We start from the raw sequence: 18,649 nt of genomic DNA on the forward strand, positions 1-18,649 counted from the left end.
GGGGTGGCGGAGTGGTACGATGGTTCGTCTGTACGGGCGGGTCCTGGGGTTCCTGAGGGCGGAGCGGCGGCTGGCCATAGGCCTGGCCGTCACCAACGTGGTCCTGGCGATCGCGGCCTTCGCCGAGCCACTGCTGATGGGCCGGATCATCGACCAGCTGACCCATCTCAAGCGCGGCGGCGACGCGATGGGCACCATGCTGCCGCTGCTGGCCGCCTGGGTGGCGTTCGGCTTCTTCACCATCGCGGCGGGCGTGTTCATCGCGCTCCACGCCGACCGGCTCGCCCACCGCAACCGCCTGTCGTCGATGGCGAGCTACTTCGAGCACGTCCTCGACCTGCCGCTCGCCTTCCACTCGGCCAACCATTCCGGCCGCGTCCTGAAGGCGATGCTGGAGGGCACCAACGGCATGGCCTGGCTGTGGCTCGGCTTCTTCCGCGACCATCTGGTCGCCCTGGTCTCGCTCGGCGTGCTCCTGCCGATGACGCTGTTCATCAACTGGCAGCTCGGCTCGATCCTGGTGGTGCTGGTGCTCGCCTTCACGGCGCTCACCACCTTCGTGATGCGCCGGACCGAGACGCTGCAGGGGCAGGTCGAGGCATTCAATTCGGGGCTGGCCGCCCACGCTTCCGACGCGCTCGGCAACGTCGCGGTGATCCAGTCCTTCACCCGCGCCAAGGCCGAGAAGGAGGCGATGCGCGGCATCATCACCAACCTGCTCGCCGCGCAGATCCCGGTCCTGTCCTGGTGGGCGCTCGCCAACGTGGCGACCCGGGCCTCGGCGACCATCACGATGACGGCGATCTTCGTCACCGGCATCTGGCTCTACCAGGCGGGCACCACCACGGTGGGCGAGGTCGTGGCCTTCATGAGCCTCGCCACCGCCTTCGTGGCGCGGCTCGACCACGTGGTCGGCTTCGTGAACGGCCTGTTCCAGCAGGCGCCGAAGATCGCCGAGTTCTTCGAGATCTACGACACCGTGCCGGCGGTGGCCGACCGGCCGCATGCCCGGCAGGTGGCGCGCTTTGCCGGCGAGGTCACCTTCGAGGACGTCGCCTTCTCGTACGACGGTCGGCGCCAGGCGCTCGACGGTGTCTCGTTCTCGGCCCGTCCGGGCGAGACGATCGCGCTCGTGGGCACCACCGGCTCGGGCAAGTCGACGACGCTCGGCCTCCTGCACCGCAGCTTCGACCCGGCCTCCGGCTCGATCCGCATCGACGGGATGGATGTCCGCGACGTCGGCCTCGCGTCCTTGCGCCACAACATCGGTGTGGTGTTCCAGGAGCCGATGCTGTTCGCCCGCTCGATCCGCGAGAACCTCCAGGTCGGCCGCCCCGACGCCACCGATGCCGAGATGCTCGACGCCCTGGAGCGGGCCCAGGCCGGCGCCTTCATGGCGCGCCAGCCCGACGGGCTCGACACGGTGATCGGCGAGCGCGGCCGCTCCCTGTCGGGCGGCGAGCGCCAGCGGCTCTCGATCGCCCGGGCGCTCCTGAAGAACCCGCCGATCCTGATCCTCGACGAGGCCACCTCGGCCCTCGACGCGGCCACCGAGCGCAAGCTCCAGGGCGCGCTGGAGACTGTGATGGAGGGGCGTACGACCTTCGTGATCGCCCACCGCCTCGCCACGATCCGCAACGCCGACCGCATCCTGGTCTTCCACGAGGGCCGGATCGTTGAGGCCGGTACCTTCGACGAGCTGGTGGCGCAGGATGGCCGCTTCGCTGAACTCGCCCGGGCGCAATTCATGGCGGCCCAGGCGGAGGAAGAGGAGGATCGGCTGGCGCTGGCGGCGTGAGGATGGGCTGCCGCTGCCGAGCGGGTGTTCTCCCCCTTGCGGGGAGGAGCTGGGGGTGGCGCAAGCGGCACCGGAATGCCTGATCCTGAACAACCCCTCCCCCTAGCCAATGCTGGCAAGGGGGAGGGAACTGTTCCTCACACCCACCCGATCCGCGCGAAGAACCCTGCGATCTCCTCCGCCGCGCGCTCCGGATCCTCCCGGTGGGGGAAGTGCCCGACGCCGGGAAACAGCGCGCAGTCGAGATCCGAGAAGGTCTCGCCCAGGCGGTCGGTCCAGGCGAAGGGGAAGATCGGGTCGTGCTCGGCCCAGCGCACGCAGGTCGGCACCGGGATCGGCGGCAGGGGCGGGGCCTCGCCCTCGAGCATCGCGATTCGCCCGGTATGGGCGGCCCGGTAATGCGCGAAGCCGCCCGCGAGGTTTCCGGGCTTCAGGAAGGTGTCCACGAAGGCGTCGAGCACGCGATCGAACGCGTCCTTGCGGTGGGACCAGTGCCGCAGGAAGTGCCCGATATAGGCGCCGCAGCTCGCCCGGCTGGCGCCGACCAGCTGCACCGCCAGGTCCATCTGGTTGAAGGACTGGTACCAGATCTCGTTGAGGCGGTCCGGCGCCCCGAGGCGGGCGCCGATCCCCGGATAGACGAAATCGAACAGGAACAGGCCGGCGCAGCGCTCCGGGTGAGACCGGGCGAGCGCCTGGATCACCGCCCCGCCAACGTCGTGGCCGACGATGCCCGCACGGTCGATCCCGAGGACATCCAGCAGGGCCGCCATATCGACGGCCTGATCCGCCGGACCGAAGGCCCCCTCGGGCTTGTCGCTGTCGCCGAAGCCGCGCAGGTCCGGGGCGATCAGGGTGTGGCGCGTGGCCAGCCGCGCCATCACGGGCTCCCAGGTCAGCCAGAATTCCGGCCAGCCATGGAGCAGCAACAGCGGCGCCCCCGCGCCGCAGCGCACCACGTGCAGATCCGCGCCGTTCACGCCGATCCTCAGGTGCTCGATTCCGTCCATCGTCCTTCCATCTCGGCCCGGCGCGCCAGCATCTTCGCCTGCAGGCGGCTGCGGCGGGCGGCGATCACCGTGCCGTTGATCTCGCCGCCGAACAGGAACATGGCAGCGAGCCAGTAGAGGAACACCAGGAACACCATCGCGGTGGCCAAACCCCCGTAGGTCGACGCGTAGGCGTTCGAGAACCGGTCGAGGTAGTACCCGAAGCCGAGACCGGCGAAGAACCACAGGACCAGCGTCACGCCGATCCCCGGCAGCACCGACAGGATCGAGCGCCGCCCGGCCGCGACGAACTTGTGGGCAATGACGAGGACGAGGGCGAGCAGCAGGGCGGTGACCGCGATCCGCCCGATCGCCACCGTGAGGCTCAGGGGTTCCAGCCCGGGCGCCACCAGCACGATGTTGCGCCAGATCAGCGGCCCCAGCACGACGAGCAGCGCGAAGGCCAGCATGGCGAAGGCGCCGCAGATCACGTAGCCGATCGATTCGAGCCGCGTCAGCCACCAGGGCCGGCTCTCCCGCAGGCCGTAGGCCCGGTTCAGGCCGACCCGCAGGCTCTCCACGCCCGAGGAGGAGAAGTACAGGGCCAGCAGCGCGCCCAGCGTCAGCACCCCCCGGCGCTGCTCGGTGAGCACCCGGTGCACCTCGCCGACGATCGGCTTGGCGATCTCCCGCGGCCATGCATCGAAGATCAGGATCCCGGCCTCATCGGCGAGCGACTGCGTGCCGAACAGGCCGGCCAGCGCCGCCAGCAGGATCAGGAACGGGAACAGCGACGTCAGGGTCGAGAGCGCGATGTGGCTCGCGATCGCCCAGCCGTCATGGGAGACGAAGCGCTGCGCGGCGACGCCCATGACCTGTAATCCGCTGCGGAGAGATTTCACGGGTGTCCAACGATCCTCGTGGCGGCGCGGCCCGCCGATGAACGGCCCGCCGGCGGTCCCGTCAACGCCGCCGCGCCGTCCCGGCGGCGTTCGCTGCCCGGTGAAGCGCCCAGGCCACGGAGGATGCCCGTCGACGCGTGCCGCGGTCCAGCCGACCGAATCGCCGTTGCGGTCCGTCGGCTGGAGGCGCCTTAGATACGGCCATGCTTGCCTCTGTACGACCGTCGAGCCTCGCGACCAGCGCCCTCCCGGCCCTGTTCGTGCCGATCTGGGCGACCGGCTTCATCTCGGCCCGGGCCGTGGTGCCGCACGCAGACCCGCTGGCCTTCACCGCCGTCCGCTTTACGGCCGTCGCCCTGGTCCTCGCCGGGATCGCTGCAATCTCCCGGGTGCGCTGGCCGGGAGACCGGGCGGGCTGGCGCGATTCCGTGATTGCGGGTTTCCTGATGCAGGGCGTCTATCTGTCGGGGGTGTTCTGGGCGGTGAGTCACGGGCTGCCGGCCGGCATCGCGGCGCTCGTGGGCAGCCTCCAGCCGCTCCTGACCGCTCTCCTGGCGCGGCCGCTGCTCGGCGAACGCGTCAGCGGGCGGCGGGCGCTCGGCATCCTCATGGGCTTTGCCGGCACGGCCCTCGTGCTCGCACCGAAGCTCGGCGCCACGGACCCGTCCGGGATCCCACCGCGGGCCCTCGCCATCAGCCTCCTGGCGGTCCTGGCGCTGACGTTCGGCACCCTCTGGCAGAAGCGCACCGGCGGCCGGGTCGACCTCCTCGCCGGCGCGACGCTCCAGTTCGTCGGCGGCATGGCCTGCGCCATCCCGCTGGCGCTCGCCTTCGGCAGCGCGGCGATCGACCCGGCCCCGCCCCTGTGGCTCGGGCTCGCCTGGGCGGTTCTCGTCAACTCGGTGGCCGGGATCCTGCTCCTGCTGGCGCTGATCCGGCGCGGCGCGGTGGCGGGCGTCGCCGCCCTGTTCTTCCTGGTCCCGCCGGTCGCGGCCGTCCTGGGCTACCTGCTGTTCGGCGAGGTGCTGACCCCCGTGCAGGGCGCCGGCATGGCGCTGGCCGCCCTCGGCGTCGCGGTGGCGAGCCGGGGCTGAGCGGCCGCGCCTGCGACCGCACGGCCCGGAAACCCTGGGCCGCCTCGCGACTTGATGCGCGCGGGCCCGATACGGTCCGAGGCCGGCACCGAGCGAGGCGACGATGGACCAGCACAAGCCCCGCGAGATCCGGCTCGCCCTCGACGCGATCCCGCTGGGCGGCAAGGCCGAGGGCAAGGCGGGCGAGGATGCGGTCCTGTTCGTGCGCGACGCGGACGGCGTGCGCGCCTTCCAGGCCAAGTGCCCGCATTTCGGGGCGCCGCTCGCCAAGGGCGAGATCTGCGGCGGTCGGCTCTACTGCCCGTGGCACAAGGCGGCCTTCGCGCTCGCCGACGGCAGCCTGGAGGAGCCGCCGGCCCTTGAACCGCTCACCCGCTATCCCGTCCGGATCGAGGGCGGCGAGGCGGTGGCGACCCTGGCCCCCGAGCCCGCCCCGGCCCGGCGCGCCGAGACGCCCGTGGCGCATGTCCTGATCGTCGGCACCGGCGCGGCTTCGGTTGCCTGCGTGACGACCCTGCGCCGGGAGGGCTTCTCCGGCACGATCACGATGGTCGGCCGGGAGGCGCATCCGCCCTACGACCGGACCAAGCTGTCCAAGCAGTTCCTGGCGAAACCGACCCCGGCGGAGAAGACCCTGCTCGAACCGGATTTCGCCGCCACGCACCAAGTCGCGCGGATCGAGGCCGAGGCCACCCGGATCGATCCATCGACCCGCAGCGTCACCCTGGCGGACGGGCGGGTGCTCAGCGCCGACGCGCTGCTGATCGCCACCGGGAGCCGCGCCGCCATGCCGGATTTCGAAGGCCGCGACCGCGCGGGCGTGACGGTGCTCCGCAGCCTCGACGATGCGGTGCGGCTCAGCGCCGCTGCGGAGCGGGCCAAGCGCGTGGTGGTGATCGGGGCGGGCTTCATCGGCCTGGAGGCGGCGGCCTTCCTGACCAAGCGCGGCCTCGCCGTAACGGTCCTGTCGCGGGAGGAGATCCCCTTCGCCAAGCGCTTCGGTGAGGCCGTGGGCGCGGCGCTGAAGCGCTTTCACGCCGGCAACGGCGTGACCTTCGTGACCGGAAGCGTCGCGCGGATTGCCGGAGACGGATCCGTCGAGGCGGTGGAGATCGAGGACGGCACGCGGCTGCAGGCCGACATCGTGCTGATCGGCGCCGGCGCCGCCCCGGAGACCGGGGTGATCGCGGGAGTCGAGCCGGATGAGAAGGGCGGTATCCCGGTCGGCGCCGACCTGAAGCTCGCCGACGGCGTCTGGGTAGCGGGTGACATCGCGGCCTTCCCGGAGCACGGCAGCGGTCTCACTGCCCGGATCGAGCACTGGCGGCTCGCGCAGCAGCACGGGACGCACGTGGCCAAAGCGATCCTGGGAGCCGGCGGCGGATTCTCGGGCGCTCCGTTCTTCTGGAGCAACCAGGGCGACAAGCGCCTCGATTACGGCGGCTATGCGCCGGATTTCGAGCGGATCATCCTGCAGGGCGACCCCGCGGCGCTCGACTTCATCGCCTATTACGTCCGGAAGGGCCGCGTCACCGCCGCCTGCAGCATCGGCCGCAATCCAGCCTTCACGGCGTTCCTGCACCTGCTGGGCGAGGGCCGGGTGCCGAGCCCCGAGGCGATCGAAGGCGGCGCGGATCTCGCCGCCTACGTCTGAGGGAACCGCGGTCCGCGCCCGCGCCTTTCGCCTGTTACCGCCCGTCGCCGGAGAGCCGGGCCCGACCCACGGGAGGCCCCATGAGCCAGATCATCGTCGTCGCCCTCATCTGCGCCGCCTCCGTGCAGGCCCCGGACTGCTCGCGCGACACCGCCATCGACGTGGTGACCGGCCCGGCCCACACGCTGCAGGAATGCCTGATCCAGGGTCCGGTGCTCGCGGCCAATGCCGGTTTCAAGGGCGAGGACGGTGCCTACGTGAAGACGCGCTGCGAGCAGAAGCACTGAGCCGCACGCCTTTTGGTCGGAACGCGACAGCCCTGATCAATCTCCGATCCACCCTGCGTCGTCATGATCCGTGCGTGTCGACTTCGATGGATCGCGCTCTGTGCCGCGGGGCGGCGTATTCAACTTGAGTTCAAGGCGCCGCAAACGAAATCTGCTTCGGCTCGAGGCCCGGACGGGTTAGAAGACGCGATCCAATAAGACGCCACGCGAGCCAAAAACCATGTCCGCATTCCCCGCCATCGCGACAGAGCCGCAGGATATCGTGGCCCTCACCAAGGCAGCCGGCGAGAGCGCCAAGGCCCTCGTGGCAGAGGCCACGCGCCGGGTCCGGACGCGGATCCTCGGCACGGACGGGCGGATCGATGCGGCCAAGCTCGAGGGACAGCAGCACGCGGCCCACGGGCTCGCCTGGATCGCCACCTACGCGGAGGCGATCAGCGAACTCGGCGGCTACGCCGAGCGCCTCCAGGCCGAGGGCCGGTTCGGCGAGACCGAGTCGCTCCTCGTCCGGATCGGCGCCGGCGAGTATCTCGACCAGCTCTTCTCCGGCATCCCCATGAGCCAGGGCGAGATGGTCCGCCCAACCGGCTCGCTGGGTCTCTCTGCCAAGGAGGTGGCGCAGTTCCGCACCGAGGCGGTCGAGACGCTGATCGCCGAGGGCAACACCCCTGAGAACCGCGCCGCCCTGGTGGCGCAGATGCGCGACGGCGGCGGCTCGGCCACGGTGGGCGCCTCGGGCCTCGACGAGGACATGGAGGCGATCCGCTCCGAGATGCGCCGCTTCGGCAAGGCCGAGGTGGTGGAGCAGGCGCATGCGTGGCACCTGAAGAACGCCTACATCCCCATGGAGATCATCCAGAAGATGGCCGAGCTCGGCGTCTTCGGGCTGACGATCCCCGAGGAATATGGCGGCATGGGCCTGCCCAAGACGGCCATGTGCGTGGTCTCCGAGGAGCTGTCCCGGGCCTATATCGGCGTCGGCTCGCTCGGCACCCGCTCGGAGATCGCCGCGGAGCTGATCCTGTGCGGCGGCACCGAGGAGCAGAAGAACCGCTTCCTCCCGAGGATCGCGAGCGGCGAGATCCTGCCGACCGCCGTCTTCACCGAGCCGAACACCGGCTCCGACCTCGCGAGCCTGCGCACCCGCGCGGTCAAGGAGGGCGACGTCTGGAAGATCACCGGCAACAAGACCTGGATCACCCACCCGGTCCGCGCCGACATCATGACGGTCCTGGTGCGCACCAAGCCCGAGGAGAAGGGCCACAAGGGTCTCTCCATGCTGATCGCCGAGAAGCCGCGCGGCACCGACGCGGATCCCTTCCCGGTCCAGGGCCTGTCGGGCGGCGAGATCGAGGTGCTCGGCTACCGTGGAATGAAGGAGTACGAGCTCGCCTTCGAGGGGCTGGAGGTCCCCGCCGCCAACCTGCTCGGCGAGGTCGAGGGCAAGGGCTTCGCCCAGCTCATGCAGACTTTCGAGTCCGCCCGCATCCAGACCGCGGCGCGCGCCATCGGCGTCGCCCAGTCGGCCCTCGACGTCGGCCTGCGCTACGCCGAGGAGCGGGTCCAGTTCGGCAAGGCGCTGGTCAACTTCCCGCGGGTGGCCGACAAGCTCGCCATGATGGCGGTGGAGATCAACATCGCCCGCCAGCTCACCTACTTCTCGGCCCGCGAGAAGGATGCCGGCAAGCGTTGCGACCTGGAGGCCGGGATGGCCAAGCTGCTCGGCGCCCGCGTCGCCTGGGCGGCGGCCGACAACGCCCTGCAGATCCACGGCGGCAACGGCTTCGCGCTGGAATACCCGGTGAGCCGCATCCTGTGCGACGCGCGCATCCTCTCGATCTTCGAGGGCGCTGCGGAGATCCAGGCCCAGGTGATCGCCCGGCGCCTGCTCGAAGCCGCCTGAGCCCTGCGGGATCGGCCGGGCGGCCTGACGCCGCCCGGCGAGCCGTCCCTACTTGGTGACCTTCACCGAAACCGGGTCGCTCGAGGGGAACGTCTCCTCCAGGGCCTCGTCGAGGCGCTCGCTGAGCTTCTCCTGCTTGTTGTCGGGGTGCTTCGCGTCGCCCGGCTTGGCGCTGCCCTGCTGGAAGCCCGGCTTGGTCTCGTTCTGACGCTTCTGATCCTCGGCCATCTCTCTCGCTCGTCCGTGACGGGGGCACGCGAAGGTGCCGGTGCGCGTCAACGCGAAGGAGGGCGGGTGTTTCCGATCTTTCCGGGCCGCCGCGTCAATCGCGCCATCCGGTCCGGTTCAGGCCGTCGCCAGGGGGCGGGCGGTGGCCGGCCCGGCGGCCCGCCCACCGGCGGCCTCGCGCATCACGGACCCGTAGACGCCCTCGAGCCGGTCGAGATGGGTGTCGAGGCTCAGGGGCGCGGCCCAGTAGCGGCCGTGCGCCGCCCGGCCCATCCGGGCGGCGAGCCCGTCGTCGGACAGGCGCCTCAGATGGGCGGCCAGCGCGTCCGGGTCATCCGAGCGGAACCAGAATCCGGTCTCGCCGTCGACCACGGCTTCGCGGCCCGCGCAGGCATCGCTGACGATCACCGGCGTGCCGCAGGCCAGGGCCTCGTAGACGGTGAGCGGCTGGCCTTCGTACCAGACGCTCGGGAAGACCAGTGCCCGGGCCCGCCGCATCAGCGCCTGCACGGCGGCGGCGTCGCGCCAGCCGAGCATCACGGCTTCGGGGTAGCGCGCGGCGAGGTCGGCCCGCTCCGAGCCGTCGCCCACGAAGACCGCCCGCACCCCGGCCCGGCGGGCCGCCTCGGCGAAGATCGGGGCCCCCTTCTCGGTGGAGATCCGCCCGACGAACAGGAAGTCCCCCGGAGGGCCGTCGTGCACCGGCGCCTGCGCCACCGCGATCGGGTTGTCGACCCGATGGAACACGGTGCCACGGGGCATCAGCGGCCGCACCACGCTCTCCTGGAGGTCGCTGATCGTGACGATGTGGGCGAACAGCTCCGGCAGCTTGGCCACATGGGCGAGCCCGGCATGGCGGATCATCCGGGCGACCTTGCGCGGGTAGCTGCGCGCGTCGCAATTGGCCACCATGCAGGAGGGCGACATGGGCGTGCGGTGGCAGATCCGCTGCTCCGGATAGGCGTAGAAGCCGCCGGTGGGGCAGACCAGGAAGAACTCGTGCATCGTGTAGAGGCAGGGCAGGCCGGAGGCCCGCAGAGCCGTACCGATCGACGGCGAGAGCGCCTTGGCGAAGGCATGGACGTGCACCAGGGTGTCCCGGTGGTCGCAGGCGGCGAGTTCCGCCGCCAGGGCGCGGCTCGCCGCGCCGTTCCAGATCGCCTGGGCCGCGAAGGCCAGCTTGCTGCGCGCCGTGGTGACGTCGTCCTGCTCCAGGCAGACGACCCGGATGCCGGCGGGCTCCAGCCGCGGATCCACCGGGCCGACGGCCGCGAACAGGCTCACGCGGACGCCGCGGGCGGCGAGCCCCAGGGCGGACTCGATGGCGACCTTGGCTTGGCCGCCGTTGATCGCGGCGTGGTCTGCGACGAGGACGACGTGCACGTCAGGATTTCCGCCGCTCTGATCCGGGATCGAAGTCTGTAACCGCCGGCGGTTGATCCCGCGTAAACCCATCTTCCCCATCCTCCCGGCCTCTGAGGCCGAGACGAGTCCCATGCATGTCGTGATCCTGGCCGAGTTCGCCGCCGCCAGCGGCGGGGCCGAGAAGGTCGCGCTGGAATCGGCCCGCGGGCTCGCCGAGGCCGGCCTCGCCGTGACCTACATCCAGGCGATCGCCGGCGAGGCCGACCGGATGCTCGACCACGGCAACATCCGGCGGATCGTGCTCGGCCTGCCCGACATCTGGTCCCTGGGCGGGGTCCGGGCGGCGGCGGCCGGGATCTGGCACGGGGCGGCGGCGCGCAGCCTCGCGGCGGCGCTCGACGGGCTCCCGGCGCGGCCGGACTGCATCCACCTGCACCAGTGGACCCGCGCGCTGTCGCCGGCCATCTTCCCGGTCCTGTTCCGGCTCGACGTGCCGCTGGTCGTCACCCTGCACGACTATTTCCTGGTCTGCCCGAACGGCGTCCATTACCGCTTCGACCGGGCCGAGCCCTGCGGGCTCGCGCCCCTCTCGGCCGCCTGCATCGCGGCGCCCTGCGACGCCCGCAGCCGCGCGCACAAGCTCGTGCGCGTCGCCCGCACCGCGGCCCTGCGGCAGGTCCTCAAGGGGCGTCCGCTCCACGTGGTCCATGTCTGCGACGCCAGCCGGCGGCGGCTGGGGGACCTGCTCGACGGCTGCGCCGTCACGCACCATCGCATCGACAACCCGGTCCGGCTCCCGGAGGGGCCGCCGGCCGCGCCCGCCCGCGGCGACGCCATCGCGTATGTCGGGCGCCTGACCCGGGAGAAGGGGGCCGACCTCGTGGCCGAGGCCGCCCGGGCCGCCGGGCTCCCGGCCCTGTTCATCGGCGCCGGCCCCCTGGAGGCCGAGCTGCGCGCGCGGCCCGGTGTCGAGGTCATCGGCTGGCAGCCGCCCGAGGCTGTCTGGGAGATCTTGCGGTCCCGCGCCCGGGCGCTGGCCGCGCCGTCGCGCTGGTACGAGACCGGCCCGCTCACCGTCTACGAGGCCCTGGCGGCGGGCCTGCCGGTCGTGGCGTCCGAGCGGTCGGGGGCTTCCGAGAAGGTTCGGCACGGGCAGACCGGCTTCGTGGTCGCCCCCGCGGTCGGGTCGCTGGCGGCAGCCTTCGCGGCCCTGCGCGACGACGCCTGCGCCGGCGCCCTCGGGGCGGAGGCCCGCGCCCGGTTCCGCGCAAAGCCGATGACGCTGGCGACGCACGCCGCCGCGCTCCAAGCGGTCTATGCCGGGTTCCGCGGGGCTGCCACTGGTGCGGTGCAGCATTCGGGAGCGCTGCTCGGACTGCGTTGATCGTGGATCACCGCGGCCTGATGGGTCATGACAAGAATTACCGGTCTGTTCGTGATCCTATGGACAACGGGATAGATTTTTGTAAACCCGACTGGAGCCGTGGTGACCAATTCTGCCGGCTCTGATAAACGGCAGAGCTTGGTCGCAAGCCGCCAAAGAGGCGGCCGAGAGACCCGAGGACTTTGCGAGATCCTGGGTTCGGCATTTTATCGAGCCCTCAGGGTTCGGTTCGGCACCGGAATATGCACTTGACTTCCTGTTGCAGTGCAACATATAGAGGCGCGTCAACGCGGACGCAGCCGGCGTCCCGCTCCAAGGATCATGCTGGAGACACCGATGCAGACCCCGAACTTCGAGATTCCGACCGAGATGCGCGACTTCGCTGAGAAGAGCGTCGACCAGGCCCGGAACGCTGTCGGCACCATGATGGCCAACGCCGTCAAGGCCGCCGAGCAGGTCCAGGCCTCGGGTCAGACCTTCCAGTCGACCCTCAGCGCTGCGGTCGCGAAGGGGTTCGATCACGCCCAGGCCAACGCCAACGCGACCTTCGATTTCGCTCAGAAGCTCGTGCGCACGAAGGACCTTCGCGAGGCGTTCGAGCTGCAGTCCGAGTTCGTCCGCAGCCAGTTCGCCGCCTTCCAGGCCCAGGCCAAGGATTACGGCACCCTCGCCCAGAACGCCGCCCGCTAAGGGCCGGTCGAGCGCTGGCCGGTCCCCGCGGATCGGACAGTGCACTCTCAGGGTTCGGTCAGCCGGCTCCCGGCTGCCGGACCTTCCGACCTGACGCCCGGGCGTCGCAGGCGCGGTGCCGAGGGAGCCGCAGGGTGGGTACTGCGCAGCCTTCCGGCCCCCGCTCCGTTAGGTCGGCGTGAAGCGGACAGGAGGACATCGCGCGATGGGAAAGCCGCGTCGACCGAGAGGACCCCGCTCCACCTGGAAGCCGGAACCGCCCCTGGATGCGGACGTGTCCGCGGTGGCCGACACGCCTGCCGATCCGGTGCTCGCCGCGGTGCCGGTCGAAGTTCCGGATGACGGGCTGGCTCCCGAGGCCGAGGCTTCCGGGTCGGCCGAAACGCCCGCCCAAGCGGTCGAGCCGGTTGCCCAAGACGCTGCGGCCGACACCCACGACGACATAGCGTCGGACCTGCCTGTGGCGGTCGCGCCGTCCATCGCCGTCCTTTCGGCGCAGAACCGGATCGTGTTCGCGCCCGAACGCCTCGACATCATCGAGATCGGCTCCACCATTGCCCGCTACGTCCGGAGCGAGGGCGAGGCAGCCTTTGCCCATCTGCGAGCCCTCTCGGGTGCCCGCTCGCCGGCCGACGTGATCCGCCTGCAGGTGAGCGAGGTCCAGCGCGCCGCCGACGCCTCCCTGTCCTGCTGGGTGACGGTGGTCAGCAAGGCGAGCCGCGTCGTCGCCTTTCTCTGACGCGGCACGACCGGGGTTGTCGCATCGCGGCAACAACAGCGGCCGGATCGAAACCAGCGGCGGCAACCGATCGTTAACCAAGCCGGTCCCATGCCTTAACGGAGGGCACGGGAAACGACACCGGACCGATGCCGAGCTGCACGCGCCTGATCCGTTCCGCCTGTCTCTGCCTCGCTCTGGCGCTGGCGGGAGCGCCGGTGGCCGCGCAGAACGGTGAGAAGCCCGCGGTCGCAATCGGGGCGGATCTCGCGAGCCAGGCGGGGACCACCCGCCTCACCCTGACCCTGTCCCGGGCCGTGGAGGCCCGCGGCTTCGTGATGGAGCGGCCGGACCGGGCGGTGATCGACCTGCCGGAGGTCAATTTCCAGCTCGACTCCGGGACCGGCAGCCGGCGCGACGGCCTCGTGCAATCCTTCCGCTACGGCCTGTTCGCCCCCGGGCGCTCCCGGATCGTCATCGACCTCGCCGCGCCCGCCACGGTCGGCAAGGTCGAGACGGTGACGCGGCCGCGGGACGGGGCCGTGCTGCTCACGATCCCGCTCCAGCGTGCCGATCGCGAGGCGTTCCGCAAGGCGGCCGCTGCCGCCGATCCCGCCCCCGCCCAGGCCCGCAGCGCCCCGCCCGAGCCCACGGACCAGCGCCCCCTGATCATGGTCGATGCCGGCCATGGCGGCACCGATCCCGGTGCGATCGCGGTGGGCGGCGTGTTCGAGAAGGATATCGTGTTCGGCTTCGCGCAGTCGCTGGTCGAGAAGCTGGAGGCAAGCGGCCGCTACCGGGTCCGGATGACCCGCGACCGGGACGTGTTCGTGCCGCTCGCCGAGCGGGTTCGCCTCGCCCGCGAGGCCAAGGCCGACCTGTTCGTCTCGATCCACGCGGACTCGATCTCGGCGGCCCCCCAGGTGCGCGGCGCCACGATCTACACCAACGCCGAGAAGGCCACGGACGCCGAATCCGCCAAGCTCGCCGAGCGCGAGAACCGGGCCGACGCCGCCGCCGGCGCCGACGCCGCCGAGGCGCCCCCGGACATCGCCGACATCCTGCAGGAGCTGACCCTGCGGGAGACCCGCGGCTTCTCCTCGGGTTTCGCCCGCACCCTGATGGGCCAGCTCGCCCCCGTGATGGAGATGAGTTCCAAGCCCCACCGCGAGGCGCGCTTCGTGGTCCTGCGCTCTCCCGACGTGCCAAGCGTGCTGGTGGAACTCGGCTATCTGTCGAGCAAGCGCGACCTGGAGATGCTGCAATCGCCGGACTGGCGGGCCGGCGTCACCGGCTCCATGGCCAAGGCGATCGACCTGTTCTTCACCAATCGCGCCACCCTGGGCCGACCGACCGTCACGCGCCGCTCGGCAGCCGTCGCCCCAGTTTCACCATAGATAGAGTGTCGATACGGGACGTCCGAACGCCCCGTCGCACCGCCGTCGAAACCGGCATTCCGAGGGGGCCTGACAGGACTATCCGGGGGCCAACCGCATCGAGAGCGGGTGCACGCGCCGGATGAGCCGATTCCGGCATGCGGCCGGGCCAGCGACGAGCGGAACACCGGATGCGTCTGATCCTTCGTTTCTTCGGGATCCTGTTCAGCGCTGGCGCGGTGCTGTTCATGGTGGGCGCGGTGGTGGCTGGCTACTTCTACTGGAAGTACAGCCAGGACCTGCCGGACCACGCGGCGCTCGCCAATTACGAGCCGCCGGTGATGACCCGCGTCCACGCGGCCGACGGCTCGCTGCTCGCCGAGTACGCCCGCGAGCGCCGGCTGTACCTGCCGATCCAGGCGATGCCGAAGATCGTCGTGGCGGCCTTCCTGTCGGCCGAGGACAAGAACTTCTACAAGCATGGCGGCATTGATCCCGAGGGGATCGTGCGCGCCTTCCTGACCAACGCCAAGTCGGGCAAGCGCCAGGGCGCCTCGACCATCACCCAGCAGGTCGCCAAGAATTTCCTGCTGTCCTCCGAGCAGACCTACGACCGCAAGATCAAGGAGGCGCTGCTGGCGCTTCGCATCGAGGCGGCCTACTCGAAGGACAAGATCCTCGAGCTCTACCTCAACGAGATCTTCCTCGGCACCATCGTGCCAGGCCGCAACCTGCACGGCGTGGCGGCGGCCGCGCTCGACTATTTCGGCAAGTCGGTCCACGAACTGACCATCAACGAGGCGGCCTACCTGGCCGCCCTGCCGAAGGGGCCGAACAACTACCACCCCTATCGCAAGACCCAGGCGGCGCTCGACCGCCGCAACGAGATCATCCGCCTGATGGCGGAGAACGGCTACATCACGAAGGAAGAGGCGGATTCCGCCAAGAAGATGCCGCTCGGGGTCAATCCGCGCGTCGCCTTCCCGAACGCCGCCAACGCCAACTACTTCACCGAGGAGGTCCGCCGCGAGATCTCCGAGCGCTACGGCGAGAAGAAGCTCTACGAGGGCGGCCTCTCGGTGCGCGCCACCCTCGACCCGAAGATGCAGGCCTGGGCCCGCAAGGCGCTGGTCGACGGCCTCGTGCGCTACGACCAGGCTCATGGCTGGCGCGGCCCTGTCACCAAGGTGGATCTGACCGGGCGCGACTGGGGCATGGCGGCGGCCGAGGTCCCGGCGCTGGGCGACGTGGCGCCCTGGCGGCTCGCCGTGGTGCTGGGCAACGGCGGCGGTGGCGTGCAGGTGGGCCTCCAGCCCCGGCGCGAGGCCTCCGGCCAGGTGGCCAAGGACCGCGAGACCGGCGTGATCACGCCCGAGGGCATGCGCTGGGCCGGCCGCGCCAACCTGCAGCCCGGCGACATGGTCTACGTGGAGGCGATGGAGGGCGGCCGCGGCCAGTTCAGGCTGCGCCAGAAGCCCGAGGTCTCCGGCGCCATCGTGGCCATGGACCCGAATACCGGCCGCGTCCACGCCATGGTCGGAGGCTTCTCGTACGACGAATCCGAGTTCAACCGCGCCACCCAGGCGATGCGCCAGCCCGGCTCCTCGTTCAAGCCGATCGTCTACTCGGCGGCGCTCGACAACGGCTACACGCCGGCCTCGATCGTGCAGGATTCGCCGATCACCATCGAGGCCGGCCCGGGCCAGGAGGCGTGGACGCCCTCGAACTACGACGGCAAGTCCGGCGGCCCGCACACCCTGCGCTACGGCATCGAGCACTCGAAGAACCTGATGACGGTGCGGCTCGCCAAGGACGTCGGCATGCCGCTCATCGCCGAGTATGCCCGCCGCTTCGGCGTCTACGACGACCTGCTGCCGGTTCTGCCGATGTCGCTCGGCGCGGGCGAGACCACGGTGATGCGCATGGTCACCGCCTACTCGATGCTGGCCAATGGCGGCCGGCGCATCCGGCCGACCCTGATCGACCGGATCCAGGACCGGACCGGCGAGACGATCTACCGGCACGACAACCGCAAGTGCATCGGCTGCGATGCCGAGAAGTGGTCGGGCCAGGACGAGCCGAAGCTGGTGGACGATTCCGAGCAGGTGCTCGACCCGCTCACCGCCTACCAGATGGTCTCGATCATGGAGGGGGTGGTGCAGCGCGGCACCGCCACCATCCTGAAGCAGATCGGCAAGCCGCTGGCCGGCAAGACTGGCACGACCAACGACGCCAAGGACGCGTGGTTCGTGGGCTTCTCGCCGGACCTCGCGGTCGGGATCTATATCGGCTTCGACAAGCCCCGCTCGCTGGGTGATCGCGCCACCGGCGGCGGGCTGGCGGCGCCGATCGCCCTCGAGTTCCTGAAGACCGCCCTCAAGGACAAGCCACCGACGCCGTTCCGCGTGCCCCCGGGGATCAAGCTGATCCGCATCAATCTCGGCAGCGGCACCCGGGCCGGCTCGGGCGAGGGTGCGGGGACCATCCTGGAGGCGTTCAAGCCCGGCACCGCGCCGCCCGACTCCTACGTGGCGCCATCCTCGGGCGGACAGGGCGCGGCGCCCGCGGCTGCGGCGGTGCCGCCCGACGCCGACCGGGCCGCGCAGGCTGGAGGCCTGTACTGAGGCAACGCCCGTCGGTCCCGGACTTGTCCGGGACCGACCGTTCCCGGAAGCGGATCCCCGGGGCGCAGGCTCCCCGTCCGCCGCGGCTGCGGGCTGCAGAGATTCGAGCCTGGACGGCTTCGTTCGCGAAGGACGGGGCGCGGGGCCCTCTCCTGACGGGAGAGGGAGTGCGTCGCGCTCTGTGACCGGCGCAACGACCCGAGTGCGTAGCCCGCGACCTTACAGGCGGGAGTTCGAAGATCTCGGACGGAGATGGCACAGGATCGAGCGCTGTGAGCGTCCGCACTGACCCCAATCCCTGGCTTCCAGCCGCAAGCTTGAGCGATTCCAGCCGAAACCGGGATCGCCAGGGGACGGGAGCCGCGCTGGTGTTCCCGGCCGTTGGCGTCCGAGGGAGAGGGACGCGTCTGGTCGCCCTTTGAGGCGGAGCGCGCGTCGGGTCCGAGGAGAGCGCCGCAGGCCTCCCAACCCCGATCGAGGCACAGAAAAAAGCCGCCCCGATCGGAGCGGCTTCGAGGAGTCATCAGGGAGGCATCAAACAGAGCGGACGAAAATATCCGACTCGACATCCAGATCTCTGGATGCCTCTTTATGTCTCAAAAACCTTAATGGCCCGTTAATGGCAATCTTCGCGCTTGGCTCTCACGCGGCGAGACTGTCGAACAGGCCGCGTCCGTCGGTCCCGCCGATCAGGCCTTCGACGAAGTTTTCGGGATGCGGCATCATCCCGAGCACGTTGCAGTTCTCCGAGAAGACCCCCGCGATCGCGTTGAGGGATCCGTTGCGGTTGGCCTCCACGGTGATGTTGCCGTTCGCATCGCAGTACCGGAAGGCGATGCGGCCCTCGCCCTCAATCCGCGCCAGGGTGTCCGGATCGGCGAAGTAGTTGCCTTCGCCATGGGCGACGCAGACGTCGATCACCTGACCGGCCGTGTAGGCGCTGGTGAAGCGGGTATCCGCACGCTCGACCCGCAGCGTCTGCCGGTGGCAGATGAAGCGCCGATTGACATTGCGCATCAGCACGCCGGGCAGCAGCCCGGATTCGCACAGGATCTGGAAACCGTTGCAGATGCCGAGCACGAGTCCGCCGCGGGCGGCGTGCGCCCGCACGGCATCCATGGCGGCCGCGCGCCCGGCGATCGCGCCGCAGCGCAGGTAGTCGCCGTACGAGAAGCCGCCCGGCAGGACGGCAAGGTCGGTGCCAGCCGGCAGCTCGTGGTCCGCGTGCCAGACGAGGCTCACCTGCGCGCCCGAGCGGCGCAGCGCCCGGACGACGTCCGACTCGCGGTTCGAACCCGGAAAAACGACGACCGCGGCGCGCATCAGAGGATCTCGATCGCGTAATTCTCGACGACGGTATTGGCCAGGAGCTTCTCGCAGGCCGTCCGCAGCGTCGCTTCGGCGGCGGCCCCGTCGGTCGCCGAGACCTCGATATCGAAGACCTTGCCCTGCCGCACGCCGTCGATGCCCTCGATGCCGAGGGACTTGAGCGCGGCCTCGATCGCCTTGCCCTGCGGGTCCAGCACGCCGGTCTTCAGGGTGACGATAATACGGGCTTTCATGGATTCTCGGGTCTCACGCGTGGCCGGAACGGAAATAGGACCTGCGGCATCATTACACAGGCTGCCGGAGACCGT

The 18,649-nt window shown here is 70.6% G+C and carries 16 protein-coding genes; 10 read left to right on the forward strand and 6 right to left on the reverse strand.

The window, feature by feature from the left end; translation table 11 throughout:
* Window positions 1-19: 19 nt before the first annotated feature.
* Entirely contained in the window at window positions 20-1,798 is a 1,779-nt protein-coding gene (locus ACYCO6_RS32055; protein ID WP_459766958.1) for a glucan ABC transporter ATP-binding protein/ permease, read from the forward strand.
* A gap of 137 nt (window positions 1,799-1,935) precedes the next feature.
* Here the strand turns inward: ACYCO6_RS32055 and ACYCO6_RS32060 are convergent, their stop codons facing one another.
* Window positions 1,936-2,808 (reverse strand): alpha/beta fold hydrolase, encoded by an 873-nt coding sequence (locus ACYCO6_RS32060; RefSeq protein WP_459766961.1) that lies wholly within the window; start codon window positions 2,806-2,808, stop codon window positions 1,936-1,938.
* Window positions 2,787-3,659, reverse strand: a complete 873-nt coding sequence (locus ACYCO6_RS32065; RefSeq protein ID WP_459766964.1) for a YihY/virulence factor BrkB family protein — start codon at window positions 3,657-3,659, stop codon at window positions 2,787-2,789. The genes ACYCO6_RS32060 and ACYCO6_RS32065 overlap by 22 nt, the downstream gene beginning before the upstream one ends.
* Before the next feature lie 233 nt (window positions 3,660-3,892).
* Between ACYCO6_RS32065 and ACYCO6_RS32070 the strand changes: the two genes are divergently transcribed.
* From ACYCO6_RS32070 to ACYCO6_RS32085, 4 genes are all read left to right on the forward strand, one after another.
* Window positions 3,893-4,783 (forward strand): DMT family transporter, encoded by an 891-nt coding sequence (locus tag ACYCO6_RS32070; protein ID WP_459766967.1) that lies wholly within the window; start codon window positions 3,893-3,895, stop codon window positions 4,781-4,783.
* A gap of 103 nt (window positions 4,784-4,886) precedes the next feature.
* Window positions 4,887-6,437, forward strand: a complete 1,551-nt coding sequence (locus ACYCO6_RS32075; protein WP_459766970.1) for an FAD-dependent oxidoreductase — start codon at window positions 4,887-4,889, stop codon at window positions 6,435-6,437.
* An 80-nt stretch (window positions 6,438-6,517) separates the two neighbouring features.
* A complete protein-coding gene (locus ACYCO6_RS32080) occupies window positions 6,518-6,724 on the forward strand; it encodes a hypothetical protein (protein WP_459766973.1) in 207 nt (68 codons plus the stop codon).
* Window positions 6,725-6,944: 220 nt separating this feature from the next.
* Window positions 6,945-8,627: an acyl-CoA dehydrogenase family protein gene (locus tag ACYCO6_RS32085; RefSeq protein ID WP_459766976.1), complete on the forward strand. Its 1,683-nt coding sequence runs from the start codon at window positions 6,945-6,947 to the stop codon at window positions 8,625-8,627.
* Between the two features lie 48 nt (window positions 8,628-8,675).
* On the opposite strand, the gene ACYCO6_RS32090 is transcribed toward ACYCO6_RS32085, so the two are convergent.
* Window positions 8,676-8,855 (reverse strand): hypothetical protein, encoded by a 180-nt coding sequence (locus ACYCO6_RS32090; RefSeq protein WP_459766978.1) that lies wholly within the window; start codon window positions 8,853-8,855, stop codon window positions 8,676-8,678.
* A gap of 117 nt (window positions 8,856-8,972) precedes the next feature.
* Entirely contained in the window at window positions 8,973-10,238 is a 1,266-nt protein-coding gene (locus tag ACYCO6_RS32095; protein ID WP_459766980.1) for a glycosyltransferase family 4 protein, read from the reverse strand.
* Window positions 10,239-10,350: 112 nt separating this feature from the next.
* Here ACYCO6_RS32095 and ACYCO6_RS32100 point away from each other — a divergent pair, with 112 nt between their 5' ends.
* From ACYCO6_RS32100 to ACYCO6_RS32120, 5 genes are all read left to right on the forward strand, one after another.
* Window positions 10,351-11,604, forward strand: a complete 1,254-nt coding sequence (locus tag ACYCO6_RS32100) for a glycosyltransferase (RefSeq protein WP_459766982.1) — start codon at window positions 10,351-10,353, stop codon at window positions 11,602-11,604.
* A 336-nt stretch (window positions 11,605-11,940) separates the two neighbouring features.
* Window positions 11,941-12,294, forward strand: coding sequence for a phasin (locus tag ACYCO6_RS32105; protein WP_459766984.1), 354 nt, complete (start codon window positions 11,941-11,943; stop codon window positions 12,292-12,294).
* Between the two features lie 274 nt (window positions 12,295-12,568).
* Window positions 12,569-13,033: a hypothetical protein gene (locus ACYCO6_RS32110; RefSeq protein WP_459766986.1), complete on the forward strand. Its 465-nt coding sequence runs from the start codon at window positions 12,569-12,571 to the stop codon at window positions 13,031-13,033.
* 128 nt (window positions 13,034-13,161) lie between these two features.
* Window positions 13,162-14,409, forward strand: coding sequence for an N-acetylmuramoyl-L-alanine amidase (locus ACYCO6_RS32115; protein WP_459766988.1), 1,248 nt, complete (start codon window positions 13,162-13,164; stop codon window positions 14,407-14,409).
* A gap of 170 nt (window positions 14,410-14,579) precedes the next feature.
* The gene (locus ACYCO6_RS32120) at window positions 14,580-17,012 is read left to right on the forward strand and encodes a penicillin-binding protein 1A (RefSeq protein ID WP_459766990.1); all 2,433 of its coding nucleotides are present in this window, start codon (window positions 14,580-14,582) and stop codon (window positions 17,010-17,012) included.
* A 642-nt stretch (window positions 17,013-17,654) separates the two neighbouring features.
* Here the strand turns inward: ACYCO6_RS32120 and purQ are convergent.
* Window positions 17,655-18,335 carry a phosphoribosylformylglycinamidine synthase subunit PurQ gene (gene purQ, locus ACYCO6_RS32125; RefSeq protein WP_459766992.1) on the reverse strand — a complete coding sequence of 227 codons (681 nt, stop codon included), beginning with the start codon at window positions 18,333-18,335 and terminating at the stop codon, window positions 17,655-17,657.
* Complete coding sequence (gene purS / locus ACYCO6_RS32130) at window positions 18,335-18,574, reverse strand: phosphoribosylformylglycinamidine synthase subunit PurS (protein WP_459766994.1); 240 nt, start codon at window positions 18,572-18,574, stop codon at window positions 18,335-18,337. Before purS ends, purQ begins: the two co-directional genes overlap by 1 nt.
* Window positions 18,575-18,649: the final 75 nt, after the last annotated feature.

Source organism: Methylobacterium sp. CM6257, from assembly GCF_054611515.1.